The 14,257-nt window shown below is 60.2% G+C and carries 16 protein-coding genes; 14 read left to right on the top strand and 2 right to left on the bottom strand.

The annotated features are described in order from the left end of the window. Nucleotides 1-23: 23 nt before the first annotated feature. Complete coding sequence (gene tldD / locus BUA42_RS15665) at nucleotides 24-1,445, bottom strand: metalloprotease TldD (protein ID WP_072779366.1); 1,422 nt, start codon at nucleotides 1,443-1,445, stop codon at nucleotides 24-26. Nucleotides 1,446-1,633: 188 nt separating this feature from the next. Here tldD and coxB point away from each other — a divergent pair, with 188 nt between their 5' ends. The 11 genes from coxB to BUA42_RS15715 all read left to right on the top strand — a co-directional run bounded on the left by coxB (nucleotide 1,634) and on the right by BUA42_RS15715 (nucleotide 11,493). Continuing rightward, a complete protein-coding gene (gene coxB, locus BUA42_RS15670; RefSeq protein WP_072779219.1) occupies nucleotides 1,634-2,512 on the top strand; it encodes a cytochrome c oxidase subunit II in 879 nt (292 codons plus the stop codon). Nucleotides 2,513-2,587: 75 nt separating this feature from the next. Beyond that, complete coding sequence (gene cyoE / locus BUA42_RS15675) at nucleotides 2,588-3,535, top strand: heme o synthase (protein WP_072779220.1); 948 nt, start codon at nucleotides 2,588-2,590, stop codon at nucleotides 3,533-3,535. After that, the gene (locus BUA42_RS21220; protein WP_178346916.1) at nucleotides 3,532-3,696 is read left to right on the top strand and encodes a hypothetical protein; all 165 of its coding nucleotides are present in this window, start codon (nucleotides 3,532-3,534) and stop codon (nucleotides 3,694-3,696) included. The genes cyoE and BUA42_RS21220 overlap by 4 nt, the downstream gene beginning before the upstream one ends. Continuing rightward, nucleotides 3,693-4,277 carry a cytochrome c oxidase assembly protein gene (locus BUA42_RS15680; RefSeq protein ID WP_072779221.1) on the top strand — a complete coding sequence of 195 codons (585 nt, stop codon included), beginning with the start codon at nucleotides 3,693-3,695 and terminating at the stop codon, nucleotides 4,275-4,277. The genes BUA42_RS21220 and BUA42_RS15680 overlap by 4 nt, the downstream gene beginning before the upstream one ends. Before the next feature lie 23 nt (nucleotides 4,278-4,300). Further along, nucleotides 4,301-5,101: a cytochrome c oxidase subunit 3 gene (locus BUA42_RS15685; protein ID WP_072779222.1), complete on the top strand. Its 801-nt coding sequence runs from the start codon at nucleotides 4,301-4,303 to the stop codon at nucleotides 5,099-5,101. A 99-nt stretch (nucleotides 5,102-5,200) separates the two neighbouring features. Beyond that, nucleotides 5,201-5,893, top strand: a complete 693-nt coding sequence (locus BUA42_RS15690; RefSeq protein WP_072779223.1) for an SURF1 family protein — start codon at nucleotides 5,201-5,203, stop codon at nucleotides 5,891-5,893. Further along, a complete protein-coding gene (thrC, locus tag BUA42_RS15695) occupies nucleotides 5,893-7,281 on the top strand; it encodes a threonine synthase (RefSeq protein WP_072779224.1) in 1,389 nt (462 codons plus the stop codon). Before BUA42_RS15690 ends, thrC begins: the two co-directional genes overlap by 1 nt. After that, the gene (locus BUA42_RS15700) at nucleotides 7,278-8,540 is read left to right on the top strand and encodes a M16 family metallopeptidase (RefSeq protein ID WP_072779225.1); all 1,263 of its coding nucleotides are present in this window, start codon (nucleotides 7,278-7,280) and stop codon (nucleotides 8,538-8,540) included. The genes thrC and BUA42_RS15700 overlap by 4 nt, the downstream gene beginning before the upstream one ends. Further along, a complete protein-coding gene (locus tag BUA42_RS15705; RefSeq protein ID WP_072779226.1) occupies nucleotides 8,540-9,124 on the top strand; it encodes a GNAT family N-acetyltransferase in 585 nt (194 codons plus the stop codon). Before BUA42_RS15700 ends, BUA42_RS15705 begins: the two co-directional genes overlap by 1 nt. Nucleotides 9,125-9,214: 90 nt before the next feature. After that, entirely contained in the window at nucleotides 9,215-10,054 is an 840-nt protein-coding gene (locus tag BUA42_RS15710) for an MBL fold metallo-hydrolase (RefSeq protein ID WP_072779227.1), read from the top strand. A gap of 17 nt (nucleotides 10,055-10,071) precedes the next feature. After that, a complete protein-coding gene (locus BUA42_RS15715; protein ID WP_072779228.1) occupies nucleotides 10,072-11,493 on the top strand; it encodes an FAD-binding oxidoreductase in 1,422 nt (473 codons plus the stop codon). On the opposite strand, the gene BUA42_RS15720 is transcribed toward BUA42_RS15715, so the two are convergent. Continuing rightward, entirely contained in the window at nucleotides 11,485-12,300 is an 816-nt protein-coding gene (locus BUA42_RS15720; protein ID WP_072779229.1) for a lytic transglycosylase domain-containing protein, read from the bottom strand. The genes BUA42_RS15715 and BUA42_RS15720 overlap by 9 nt on opposite strands. 351 nt (nucleotides 12,301-12,651) lie before the next feature. Between BUA42_RS15720 and BUA42_RS15725 the strand changes: the two genes are divergently transcribed. From BUA42_RS15725 to cpaB, 3 genes are all read left to right on the top strand, one after another. Then, complete coding sequence (locus tag BUA42_RS15725; RefSeq protein ID WP_072779367.1) at nucleotides 12,652-12,855, top strand: Flp family type IVb pilin; 204 nt, start codon at nucleotides 12,652-12,654, stop codon at nucleotides 12,853-12,855. A gap of 75 nt (nucleotides 12,856-12,930) precedes the next feature. Then, entirely contained in the window at nucleotides 12,931-13,134 is a 204-nt protein-coding gene (locus BUA42_RS15730) for a Flp family type IVb pilin (RefSeq protein ID WP_072779368.1), read from the top strand. A gap of 229 nt (nucleotides 13,135-13,363) precedes the next feature. Continuing rightward, nucleotides 13,364-14,221 (top strand): Flp pilus assembly protein CpaB, encoded by an 858-nt coding sequence (cpaB, locus tag BUA42_RS15735; protein ID WP_072779230.1) that lies wholly within the window; start codon nucleotides 13,364-13,366, stop codon nucleotides 14,219-14,221. The last annotated feature ends 36 nt before the right edge of the window (nucleotides 14,222-14,257 follow it).

Raw genomic sequence — 14,257 nt, forward strand, 5'->3', positions numbered from 1 at the left:
TAAGCGTCTGAAAAGTCTCGGACTTAGGCCTGTGCACCGCCGACGGTCAGCCCGCCGATCATGACCGTTGGCTGGCCCACGCCCACCGGAACCCATTGGCCCTGCTTGCCGCAATTGCCCATTCCGGGGTCAAGCGCCATGTCATTGCCCAGCGCGCGAATCTGTTGCAGCGCAGTCGCCCCATCGCCGATCAGCGTCGCCCCCTTGACCGGGGCACCGACTTTTCCGTCCTTCACACGGTAGGCTTCGGTGCAGGAGAAGACGAACTTGCCGTTGGTGATATCCACCTGACCGCCGCCGAACCCGACGGCCCAGATGCCGTCCTTGAGGTCGGCCACGATGTCTTTCGGGTCCGCCTCGCCACCCAACATGTAGGTGTTCGTCATGCGCGGCATCGGAATATGCGCGTAGCTTTCGCGGCGACCGTTGCCAGTGGGATCGACCCCCATCAAACGCGCGTTCTGACGGTCCTGCATGAAGCCGACGAGAACACCGTCTTCGATCAGGACATTCTTGCCAGAGGGCGTGCCTTCGTCATCGACTGTGATCGAGCCACGCCGGTCCGGGATCGTTCCGTCATCGAGCACGGTCACACCCTTGGCGGCAACCTGCTGCCCCAACAGACCCGCAAAGGCCGAACTGCCCTTGCGGTTGAAATCGCCTTCCAGCCCGTGACCCACCGCCTCGTGCAGCAAAATACCGGGCCAGCCGGGGCCGAGGACGATGTCCATCACACCTGCGGGCGCCGGAACGGCTTCGAGATTTACCAACGCAATGCGCAGCGCCTCGCGCGCCTTGGCCTGCCAATCCGCCGGATCGAGCAGACCGTCGAGCAGGACGCGCCCCCCGCCACCGGCTGTTCCGGATTCGCGGCGGCCGTTTTCCTCGACGATGACGCTGACATTGACGCGCGTCATCGGGCGGGTGTCCGAGACCAGCGTGCCTTCGGGGCGGAGGATCGCGACCTCCTGCAGCGAGGCGGCGATGGTTGCGCTTACCTGAACCACGCGACGGTCAAGCCCACGCGCAAAGGCGTCGATCTCTCGCAGGGTATCGACTTTGACCGGAAAGCTGTGCCCTGCGATGGGGTCGGCATCGGTGTAGAGCTTTGTGTTGGTGCCCGAAGGTTTATCGGCCAGTGTGCCGCCGCCCTCGCCCACTGCGAGGCGCGCCGTTTCCGTAGCGCGCTTGATCGCCGATTCGGAGATATCGGTAGAATGCGCGTAGCCCGCCACCTCTCCGTTCACGGCACGCAGGCCGAACCCTTCGGATGCGTCATAGCTGGCGGTACGGATGCGCCCATCATCGAAGACCAGAACTTCGGACCGTCGCCGTTCGAGAAACAGCTCACCATCCTCGGCCCCGGCGACCGCGTCGCGCAGCAGCGCCAGCGTCCGATCCTTGTCGAGTTGGGTGTCGAACGGTTGGAAAGCGGAATCGGACATGAAGCCTCCGGTCTGGATTTGATCTGCGTCAAAGAAAGCGCGTTTTTGCCGCAAGCAAGCTTCTTTAACTGGTGTCCAGAATATGGTTTTAACCGAGCCCAAGACAATGGGGTGCTGCCGTTGGTGAAACCGCCGACCGAAATCCGCTCCATTCGAATGACGACACACGCAACCGATCAGGGTACGACATGCAACTCAAACCTTTGCTCTTGGGCCTGACCTCCGCTTTTGCAGCGGCACCTGCTTTTGCCCAGCAAACTCTGGAAACCATTGGCGCCCCGGTGGATCGGGGCACCGGCTTCCAGCCTGCCGCCACAGAACTGGCCCGCGACCTTCAGTGGCTCGACGGCATGATCCTCGTGATCATCACCGCCATCGTGCTTTTCGTGACGGCGCTTCTGGCCTACTGCATCGTGCGCTACAATCGCCGTGCCAACCCGAACCCGTCGACCTTTACTCACAACACACCGGTGGAAATCGCCTGGACGGTCGGTCCGATCCTGATCCTCGTGTTCATTGGCGCGTTTTCCCTGCCGGTGCTGTTCAAGCAGCAGGAAATCCCGGAAGGCGACGTGGTGATCAAGGTCACCGGGTATCAGTGGTACTGGGGTTATGAATACGTGGGCGAAGACCTGGCCTATGACGGCTACATGATCGGCTCCCCCTTCACCGGAGGCGACAATCGCCTGACACCGGAAGTCGAAGAACAGCTGGTCGAAGCGGGCTACCGGAAGGAAGACTTCCTCCTCGCAACAGACACTGCCATCGTCGTTCCCGTGGGCAAAACCGTCGTGATGCAGGTGACAGGGGCAGACGTGATCCATTCCTGGACCATTCCCGCCTTTGGCGTGAAGCAGGACGCCGTGCCGGGCCGCCTTGCTGAGCTGTGGTTCACGGCAGAGCAGGAAGGCATCTATTTCGGCCAGTGTTCCGAGCTTTGCGGTATCGCGCACGCCTATATGCCGATCACCGTGAAAGTGGTGAGCGAAGCGGCCTACGACGCGTGGCTCACAGCCTCGAAAGAGGAAGGCACGTATGTCGACGTGCGCACGGTTCTGACGAACTAAGAACACTGCGCGCATGCGTGCCTCCTGCATGCGCGACCCGACCGGCCAATCTGACGCAACCCAGTTGAGACGCCCGTGACCGATACAAGCTTCAACAGCCAGACCGGCACCTACCAGACCGAAGCCACCTTCGGCGACTATTTCGCGCTGCTGAAGCCGCGCGTGATGACGCTGGTCGTGTTCACGGCATTTGTGGGTTTGCTGGCGGCACCGACGCCGGTGCACCCGTTCATCGGGTTCTGCGCGATCCTGTTCATCGCCATCGGCGGCGGGGCCTCGGGCGCGCTGAACATGTGGTGGGATGCGGATATCGACGCGGTCATGAAGCGTACGCAGCGCCGCCCCATCCCGGCTGGCAAGGTCACGGGTGACGAGGCGTTTGCCATCGGGATGGCGCTCTCGGCGTTCTCGGTCGTGTTCCTTGGCCTTGCGACCAACTGGTTCGCAGCCGGACTGCTGGCTTTCACCATCTTCTTCTACGTCGTCGTCTATACGATGTGGCTCAAGCGCTGGACGCCGCAGAACATCGTGATCGGCGGCGCGGCGGGCGCGTTCCCTCCGATGATCGGCTGGGCGGTCGCAACGGGCGGGGTCAGCGTCGAGTCGGTGCTGATGTTCTGCCTGACATTCATGTGGACGCCACCGCATTTCTGGGCGCTCGCCTTATTCATGCGCAAGGATTACGACAACGCAGATGTGCCGATGCTGACCGTCACGCATGGTCGCCGCGCGACGCGGGTGCATATCCTTGTCTATACAATTTTGTTGGCAATTCTGGCCGTCGCCGCCGGGTTCACATCCATCGGCGGACCGATCTACCTGAGCGTGGCTGTCGTGCTGAACGTGCTGTTCCTGCGCGGGGCATGGCAGATCTGGCGCCGGGACGAGGATATGTCGGAAGCCGACAACTTCCTGACAGAACGCAAATTCTTCAAACTCTCACTGCTCTACCTTTTCGCCCATTTCGGCGCGATTCTGGTCGAGGCGGGGCTGGACAAACTGGGCTGGGGGCTTTGGGCATGAGCCTGTCCAAGCAACATGAGCTGCACACGCGCCGCTACGGTCGCAACGTCGGCGTCGGGCTATTGCTGGTTGGCGTGATCGCCATCGTCTTCGGCCTGACGGTCGTCAAGGTGACCCGCGGCGATTACGAGACCCCGGCTACAACAACGGTGCAAGAATGAGCATGGATCCGAAGACCAAGACCGCGCTTCAGGGCGTCGGCGTTGTCATCTTCATGGGCGCTATGGCGTGGGCCTCGGTGCCGCTTTACGACTGGTTCTGCCGCGTGACCGGCTTTGGCGGAACCACGAATGTTGCGGAATCGGGCAGCGTCGAAATCCTTGACGAGACCATCAAGGTCCGTTTCGACGCCTCCAAGGAACGCGGCATGCCGTGGGAGTTTCGTCCCATGCAGCTTGAGGTCGAGGTGCGCTTTGGCGAAGACGGGCTGGTCTTCTACGAGGCCTACAACCCGACCGATGAACCCGTTGCGGGCACGGCAAGCTTTAATGTCGCGCCTTATGGCGCGGGGCTCTACTTCTCGAAAATCCAGTGCTTCTGCTTTGAAGAGCAGTTGCTGATGCCCGGCGAGCGGGTAGAGATGCCAGTGACGTTCTTTGTCGATCCTGCATTGTTGGACGACCCTGACGCCAATGGCACGAACCACATCACGTTGTCTTATACGTTCCACCAGATCGAGCTGACCGAAGAAATGCAGGCGATGGTGGATGCAGCTGCGCCCGCGCAGACGCAAACGAACTAACGCCTATCCACGAGGGACCCAAAATGGCGCACGCAAAAAACCATGATTATCACATTCTGAACCCCTCAGTCTGGCCGTTCATCGGCGCGGTCTCGGGGTTCGCGATGCTCTTCGGGGCGGTGCTCTGGATGCACGGCAATGGCCCTTGGCTGTTCCTGATCGGCCTCGTGGGCGTGCTTTACGTCATGTTCGCCTGGTGGTCGGATGTGGTGACCGAAAGCCAGGTGGGTGATCACACGCCCGTCGTGCGGATCGGTCTGAAATACGGCTTCATCCTTTTCATCATGTCCGAGGTCATGTTCTTCGCGGCATGGTTCTGGAGCTTCTTCAAGCACGCCATGTATCCGATGGGTCCCGAAAGCCCTGCCATCGACGGCGTCTGGCCGCCGGTCGGGATCGAAACTTTCGACCCGTGGCACCTGCCGCTTATCAACACATTGATCCTGTTGTGCTCGGGCGCGGCGGCCACATGGGCGCACCATGCGCTGGTGCATGAGGACAACAAGGAAGACATGAAGTGGGGCCTGATCATCGCCATCGGTCTCGGCGTGATCTTCACCATCCTGCAGGCCTACGAATACTCGCATGCGGGCTTCGGGTTCTCGGGCAATATCTATGGCGCGAACTTCTTCATGGCGACCGGCTTCCACGGTGCGCACGTGATCATCGGAACGATCTTCCTGTTCGTTTGCCTGTTGCGCCTGATGCGCGGACATTTCACCCAAGACAAGCATATCGGCTTCGAAGCCGCTGCATGGTACTGGCACTTCGTGGACGTCGTGTGGCTGTTCCTGTTCGCGGCTATCTACGTCTGGGGTGGCTGATCCGATAGCGCGGTTTTTCCGGGTTGAACACGGAGAAGCGACAAGGATAAAGCAAGGCGCGCTTGATCGGCGCGCCTTTATCAATTCTAGGAGTGTTTCTTGGTCTCTCGCCTCGCCATCCCCCTTCTGTTCGGCCTGATCGGCACTGCCATTCTCGTGTGGCTGGGCACGTGGCAGATGCAGCGGTTGGAGTGGAAGCGTGGCATCCTGAACGAGATCGAAACGCGGATCGACGGGCCGTTCGAAGCGATCCCCCCTTCAAGTGCGGTCATCCCCGCACGCGACCGCTATACCCCGGTCGCCCTGATCGGGGAGATCGGCGAGGAAGAGCTTTTGGTGCTCGTGTCGCAAAAGCGCGTGGGCGCGGGATACCGGGTGATCTCTCCCTATACATTGAATGACGGTCGCAGAGTGCTTCTTGATCGCGGGGTCACCCCGGTAGATCAGCGGGATGCAGACCGGTCGCGCGCCGGTGAGACGGTAGAGGTGCAAGGCAACCTGCATTGGCCCGATGACCGGACATCCTCCACCCCCGAGAACGATGTGGGCGGGAACACATGGTTCGCCCGCGATATCGACCGGATGTCCGAAGTGCTGGGCACCGAGCCGCTTTTGGTGATTGCCCGCAACATGTCGCCGCCGGACCCCAGCGTGACGCCCTTGCCGGTGGACACCAGCGGTATTCCGAACGATCACCTGCAATACGCGATCACGTGGTATTCGCTGGCGGCGGTCTGGGTGATCATGACAGGCGCATTCATCTGGCGGCAACGCAAAGGCAAGGAAGGCTGATGCAGTATATCTCGACCCGTGGCAAAGCCCCGGCGCTTGGATTTGAGGACACGATGCTGTCGGGCCTTGCGCGCGATGGGGGGCTATATGTCCCCGAAACTATCCCGCAGATGTCAGCCGACGACATTCGCGCGATGCACGGGCTGCCGTATGAGGATATCGCGTACCGCGTGATGCGCCCCTTTGTGGGTGACGCGTTTACGGACGAGGTATTCGCAGACCTCATCGCGAAGGCTTATGCCGGGTTTGGGCACGATGCCCGCGCGCCGCTGGTGCAACTTGGATCCGGGCATTTCCTGCTTGAGCTGTTCCACGGGCCAACGCTCGCGTTCAAGGACTTCGCGATGCAGCTTATCGGACAGATGTTCGAGGAAGCGCTCACGCGGCGCGGGGACCGGGTGACCATCGTGGGGGCCACATCCGGCGATACAGGCTCTGCCGCCATCGAGGCGTTCCGCGGACTGGATGCGGTGGATGTGTTCATCCTCTACCCGCATGGCCGGGTGTCCGAGGTGCAGCGGCGGCAGATGACGACGCCGGTCGAAGACAATGTGCATGCGCTGGCTCTCGACGGGACGTTCGATGACTGCCAGGCGCGGCTGAAAGACATGTTCAACGATTTCGACTTCCGCGATGGCGTGAAATTGGCCGGTGTGAATTCGATCAATTGGGGCCGCGTGCTGGCGCAAGTGGTCTACTACTTTTCGTCCGCCGTATCGCTGGGCGCACCGGACCGCATGGTGAGCTTTACCGTGCCCACCGGCAATTTCGGTGATATCTTCGCGGGCTATATTGCCAAGCGCATGGGGTTGCCGATCGATCGCCTCGTGGTGGCGACAAACCAGAACGACATCCTGCACCGGTGCTTAACGACCGGCGGCTATGTGACCGACAGCGTCACCCCTTCGATCAGCCCGTCGATGGACATTCAGGTGTCCTCGAACTTTGAACGCGCGCTGTTCGACGCGTACAACCGCGACGGTGGTGCGGTGGCGCAGTTGATGGACGAGCTCAAGGCCGGTGGGTTCCATGTCAGCCAAGGGACCATGCATGTCCTGCGGGAGCATTATGACAGCGGGCGGGTCAGCGAAGACGAAACGCTTGCCATGATCACGCACGCGCACAACCACATGGGCGAATTGCTCTGCCCGCATTCTGCGATTGGCGTCAAGGTTGCCGAAGAGATCAAAGACCCCTCGGTGCCGATGGTGACGCTCGCCACAGCGCATCCCGCGAAATTCCCCGATGCGGTCGAGAAGGCGAGCGGCTTGCGGCCTGCCCTGCCGGAGCGCATGGCGGACCTCTTTGACCGCGATGAGCGTATGACCCGCGTGCCCAACGACCTTGCGAAGCTTGAAACCCTCATCAAAGACAGGATCGCCTCTTGACCGTTCAAACCGCCACACTCTCCAACGGTTTCCGCATCGTGACCGAGCATATGCCGGGCCTCGAAAGCGCGGCGATTGGTATCTGGGTGACCGCAGGCGGGCGGCACGAACGGCCCGAGCAGAACGGCATCGCGCATTTTCTCGAACATATGGCATTCAAGGGGACCGAGACACGGTCAGCCCTGCAGATCGCCGAGGCCATCGAAGACGTGGGCGGATATATCAATGCTTACACCTCGCGCGAGGTGACGGCGTACTACGCGCGCGTGTTACGCAATGATGTGGGTCTCGCGCTGGACGTGATCTCTGACATCCTGCGCAATCCGGTGTTCGACCCGAAGGAAATCGAAGTCGAACGGCACGTGATCCTGCAGGAGATCGGCCAGGCGCTGGATACACCGGACGACGTGATCTTCGACTGGTTGCAGGAGCGCGCCTATCCGGATCAGGCCCTCGGGCGCACGATATTGGGCGAAACCGACCGGGTCTCTGCGTTTTCCAAAGAGGACTTGTCGACTTTCGTCACCGAGCATTACGGCCCAAGCCAGATGATCCTCGCCGCCGCCGGTGCCGTGGAACACGACAGCATCGTGAAGCAGGCGGAACAGATGTTCGGGGACATGGCGGAGCGCCCTGCCCTCGTCGCCGACGCGGCGCGTTTCCAAGGTGGCGAGAGCCGTCATGTGAAAGACTTGGAGCAAGCGCATATCGCCCTTGCTTTTGAATCGCCGGGTTATCGCGATACGGATTTCTATGTGGCCCAAGTGTATTCGGTCGCGCTGGGTGGTGGTATGTCGAGCCGCCTGTTTCAGGAGATCCGCGAAAAGCGCGGTCTTTGCTATACGATCTTCGCGCAAACCGGGGCCTATTCCGACACCGGGATGACCACGATCTACGCGGGCACAAGCGGCGAGGAAATTCTCGACCTGACGCATCTGACGGTCGACGAGATGAAACGCGCCGCAGAGGATATGTCTCCGGCGGAAGTGGCACGCGCGCGAGCGCAAATGAAAGCCGGGCTGCTCATGGGCTTGGAAAGCCCGTCCTCGCGGACCGAGCGGCTGGCCCGCATGACCCAGATCTGGGGCGAAGTCCCGCCGCTTGAAGATACGGTGTCCCGCATCGACAGCGTCACCACGGGTGACGTTCGGGCATTTGCCGAACATCTCGCCTGCAAAGCGCCCGCAGCTCTGGCGCTTTACGGCCCCGTGCAGGCGGCACCCGGTCTCGACGCGTTGCAACAGCGCCGCGTGGCCTGATGCTTGGACTGCGGCGCAAGCTACGGCTCGATACCGAGCGGATGGTTCTGCGCCCGCCGATGCACAGCGACTTCAATCCGTGGTGCGCATTGCGACGGGACAGCGAGGTCTTCCTGACGCGATGGGAGCCCAGTTGGGCGGAAGACCACCTGACCCGTCGTGCCTTTACCAATCGCGTCTACTGGGCCAACCGGGCCATCGGGAATGGATCAGCGGTGCCCCTGTTTCTGCTGCGCAGGAGTGATGACATGCTGTTGGGCGCGATCACGCTCGACAATATCCGGCGCGGACCGGCGCAGGCGGGCACGCTGGGTTATTGGATCGGAGAGCCGTTTGCGCGGCAGGGCTATATGCGCGAAGCCATCGAAGCGATGGTGCACTACGCGTTCGACCGGTTGGACCTGAGCCGGATCGAGGCAGCCTGCCTGCCGGAAAACCAGGCTTCGCGCGGGCTTCTTGAGAAATCGGGCTTCAAATACGAAGGGGTCGCGCAGAGTTATCTGCAGATCGACGGGCGGTGGCGGACCCACGTTCTTTATGCACAGCTGCGGCTGGATCGGCGCGGACGCACCGACGCCGGGTAACAAGCCGTTTGAACGCCCTTGACCAAGCAACTGCGAAGAGGCTTGCACCGCTCCGTAACAGGGCTACCTTCGTCGTCAGGAGGTATCGGTATGCGAGTGACACGTCTGCTGAGCGCCCTTGCGCTATTGGTTCTGGCCGGTGCCGCCGCAGCGCAATCGGACACGCGACGCCCGAGCCATTGCCTTGCCATAGCGGACGCCACACCCGGCGCAGCTTTCATCCAGAAAGCGTCCTGGTCAGACACGGTCCCCGAATTCAGTGTCCGCATCAACTACGTGGCGCATGCGACCTTTCTGTTGCAGACACCCGGCGGGCTGAATATCGCGACCGATTTCACGGGTTTTCTTGGCACCACCACGATGATCCCCGATGTGGTGACGATGAACCACGCGCATGAGACGCACTGGACCGCACATCCGGACCCGGCCATCCCGCACGTCCTTCCCGGCTGGGGCCCGTTCGGCGAAGGCATCGACCATCATCTTGAACTGGGTGAAGTTCTGATCCGCAATGTCTCGACCGACATCCGCTCGCAATGGAGCGGGGTCGAGGAGAATGGCAATTCGATCTTCATCTTCGAGGTGGAAGGCCTGTGCATCGGCCATCTCGGCCACCTGCATCACGAACCGAACGAACAGCAATACGCAGCCATCGGGCGACTCGACGTGGTGATGGTACCTGTCGATGGCGGCTTCACCCTACCCCGCGAGGTCATGGTCCGCATCGTCGACCGTCTGAAATCAAGCATTGTCATCCCGATGCACTGGTTCTCGGGCTTTGCGCTGGAGGCATTTCTCGACGAAGTTTCCGACAGCTTTGCAATTGACCGCCGCGATGCGCCCTACCTGGAACTGTCGTTGCGCGACTTGCCGTCGCGGCCTACCGTCGTGGTCCTGCAGCCACAATGGTTGCGCGACACGGACGACTAAGAGACAGAACGCCAAATATGCCCCGCGATTCGGCTGACAGCACCTTCATTGACGCGCTCTCGCAGCGGTTCCCTGCAGACATGTTTGCGCGGGCAGAGCAATCCTATCTGGAAGAGCCGCGTGGACGCTGGCAAGGCGCACAGGGGTTCGTCGCTCGCCCCCGCGACACGGCAGAGGTCTCCGCCCTCGTACAAGCCTGTTCCGACGCGGGTGTCGGCATTGTGCCATACGGTGGCGGAACCGGCCTTGTTGGCGGTCAGATCGCACCGGACGGCGCGCCCGAGACGCCGCTGATCCTGTCGCTTGAACGGATGACGCGGATTCGCGACGTCTTTCCCCAAGAAAACGTGCTGATTGCAGAGGCAGGCGTAATCCTTGCGAATATCCAGACCGCAGCGCGGGATGTGGACCGCCTGTTCCCGTTGTCTCTTGCCTCGGAAGGGTCTGCACGCATCGGTGGGCTACTCAGCACAAATGCCGGCGGTGTGAACGTTCTGCGCTACGGCAATACGCGGGATCTGTGCCTCGGGTTGGAAGCCGTTATGCCGGACGGATCGATCTGGCACGGGCTGAAGCGGCTGCGAAAAGACAACACAGGGTACGATCTGCGGAACCTGCTGATCGGGGCGGAAGGCACGTTGGGCATCATCACAGCGGCCTCGCTCAAGCTCTACCCACGCCCCGCCGCGATCGGAACAGCCGTATTCGTGATCCGCGATGCCGAAGCGGCTCTGGAGTTGTTGTCTTTGGCGAAAAGCCAGCTTGGCGAAAGTATCAGCGCTTTCGAGCTGATGCATAAGACGGGCCTGGATTTCCTGTCGGAGACTTTGCCAGACGTTCGAAAGCCTTTTGGCGACCACCACCCTGAATGGATGATCCTCACAGACATTGGCTTGCCGAAAGGTCTTGATCCGCAGAGCGCGCTCGAAGACCTTTTCGTCGCCGCCGAGGCAGAAGGGATCGCGACGGACGCTGTGATCGCGCAATCGGAAGCTCAGCGGACAGAGTTCTGGTCGGTGCGTGAACATATCCCCGAAGCCAATCGCCGTATCGGCGCGGTGTCGAGCCACGATGTCTCTGTACCCCTTGGTGCGCTACCGGCTTTCATCGCGCGCGTACGTCAGGCCATCGCGCAGGTCGGCGATTTTCGGATCAACTGCTTTGGCCATGTCGGGGACGGCAACCTGCACTTTAATGTGTTCCCGCCCTCTGGTCAGTCCCGTGACTCCTATCTGGCCGAAACGAAGGCCATCAAACGGCTCGTGCACGATATCGCGCACGAGCTTGGCGGTACGTTCAGTGCAGAGCATGGCATCGGTCGCGCGAAGACAGCCGATCTCGCACGGTACGGAGATCCGACCAAACTTGCCGCAATGCGCGCCATCAAGAACGCGCTCGATCCAAAGGGCATTATGAACCCAGGCGCTGTACTACCGTGAAGCCACGCGGAACACGCATCCGTCGGTGACGAGTTGCGGCGGCGTCAGGCAAAGCCCCTTGGCCGTCTGGAATGCTTGCAGGACTTTTGGCACGTAGGCGCGTGTTTCTGCGTAATCCGGCACACCATTGTTCTTCAGAACCGCGTTCTCCCCCGCGTTATAGCCCGCAAGTACAAGGATCACGTCATTGTCGAAAGTCTCCATCAGGAAATCGAGAAACGCGATACCACCCTTGATGTTCTGTTCCGGAGACAAGCTGTCATTCACGCCAAAGCGTTCCGCCGTTGCTGGCATGAGCTGCATGAGCCCCTGCGCCCCCGCCGAGCTCTGCGCGTCGGCACGGCCGGATGATTCGACTGCGATGACGGCAAGCGCCAAGGCTGGTGATACGCGTGTGCCCACGGTGCTAAGAAGAATGTCGCGCCCGTACCGCGCCGCAATATCCTGAAGATCCTGCAAGCGCGGACCGGCAAGACCCTTCCCCGATGGCGGGTTTGCCAACCGCACTAAGGCGGGTTCGAGGCGTCCTGGGCTTTTCGCCTCTATCGATGGGGAGATCTCGGACCAGAACCACGCCAGCGTCTCGCTTCCCGGAGCCCGGGGCGCCGGTGAAGCCGCAGACGCGGCCGTCGCAGCCGGTGCGGTTGGAGCCTGCGGCGCGATCTGGACTGTGATCCGCTTCTTAGAACTCGATGACGGCGGCTTTACCCGTTTGGCAGAGAAATCCTGGAACGGTGCAGGCTCTGCCCGCACGTCAGAAATGCCAAGAGAGATGGCGCAGATGGCCATTACCAATAAGTGTTTCATTGTCAGGATCCTGCTCGATGCCCTGTTTTGCAGGGATTATGACACAATCTTCATTTCAGCGCCATTTCGTTTCGAATTCGGAAGAAATCAGAAAAAACACCGTTGCGTAAACCGCCTCCAATTCAAGAAAAAACGAAAAAATTTGAAAAAACTATCTTTTCTTATCAGATACTTAATCTGGATGGATGTGGTTTTTTTACGGGCTGCAAAAACGGACCATTCGCGTCAAACTGCTGCCCCAATCCGGCGACTATAACTGCTCATCCAAGACGGGATGGAGCGAAAGAGAGAGCGCTCACTATCAGTCCTGAGCTTGGCTAACGTGAGCAAACTAGGACTATGGAGACTAACATGATCAAGTTCATCAAAAACTTCCGCAAGGACGAAGACGGCGCCGTAACAGTTGACTGGGTCGTTCTGACCGCTGCTGTTGTGGGTCTGGCAATTGCTGCTTATTCCGCAATCGAAACATCCTCGACTGGCCTCATCACCGCAGCTGGTACAGCTGTGACCGGCCAGAACGACGGCTTCGGTGCTGGTGGCGGCGGCGCATAATAGCGCTTCGCTTAGCTACAAAAATTGGAAAGGCGCAGAGCGCGCCTTTCCATCCGCAGCACAAAGGAGTTCAGCGTGACACGTTTTCTCACCAAGTTTCGTAAGGACGAAGACGGTGCGGTCACAGTTGACTGGGTTGTCTTGACTGCTGCTGTCGTTGGTCTCGCCATTGCGGCATGGACCACGATCGAAACCGCTTCTGTTGGCCTTACGACTGCTGCTGGTACGGCTGTCACCGGGCAAAACGACGGGTTCGGTGCAGGCGGCGGCGGCGCCTAAAGTCAGGCAGATCGCAAGAAAGAGAAGAGGCACGGAAGTGCCTTTTCTTTGTTTCCGGAAACTAAACTCCTTCTGCAGAACGCGCCGCGAGGCGCGTTTTTGCATTCAGGACGACGGTCTTTATTTCACCACAGTTTTCTCAAGTCGCGGTCACATTCATCTGTCAGAGCACTGACAGACACTGTCCCCAGCTGCTGTCGCAGAACCCGGGTAGAGTATAGGAGGCATTATGCGCATCGTCTTTGGACTTGTCCTGTTGGCTGGCCTGGCTTTGGCAGGTTTTGCAGTCTACATGGCACAAAACTACATTGGCGCGTACCAGACCGCGCTCGAGCAAGAACGCACCAAGGCAACCGAAAGCGTGCCAGTGCAGGATATCTATGTTGCAACACGCGCCATAGATTTCGGCGAAGCAATCACCGAGGAAGACATGGCTTTGGTCCCGTGGCCAATACAAGCTCTCCCTGAAGCTTTCTTTGATGAAGCCAATCCACTGAATGTTGAAGGCGACGAATACCGCGTTGCCCTGCGTCAGATTGAGAAAAATGAAGCTTTCATGGCAGTGAAGGTAAGTGCGCCCGGCGCGGATGCGGGGCTGACATCGCGTCTTGAACGTGGGCAGCGTGCATTCGCGATCCGCGTCGATGTAGCGTCTGGCGTGTCCGGCTTCTTGCGCCCGAACGACCGGGTCGATGTTTACTGGACCGGTCGCGTTCAGGGTCGTGATCGTGATTTGCCGACGGGCGATGTCACCAAGCTTATCGAAACCGGCGTGAAACTGATCGCCATCGATCAGACTTCCGAAACCGAAATTACGGACGCGACTATCGCTCGCACCGTGACCGTCGCGGCAAGCCCGCAACAAGTCGCGGCGCTGGCTCAGGCACAGTCCACCGGGCGTCTGTCTTTGTCCCTTATGGGCCGCAATGATGATACGGTGGCCGAGGTGATCGAGGTCGACCAACGGTCTCTTCTTGGCCTTCGCGAGCGTGAAGCCAGCGAAACTCCGGCAACTATTCAGGTTTGCACCATCCGGACACGTAAGGGCGGTGAAGTGGTCGAAATGCCCATCCCTTGTACAAACTGATCCGGTACACACCGCATTTGGTGAATTAACAATTTG

Origin of the sequence: Marivita hallyeonensis, from assembly GCF_900129875.1 — a bacterium.
GTDB lineage: Bacteria > Pseudomonadota > Alphaproteobacteria > Rhodobacterales > Rhodobacteraceae > Marivita > Marivita hallyeonensis.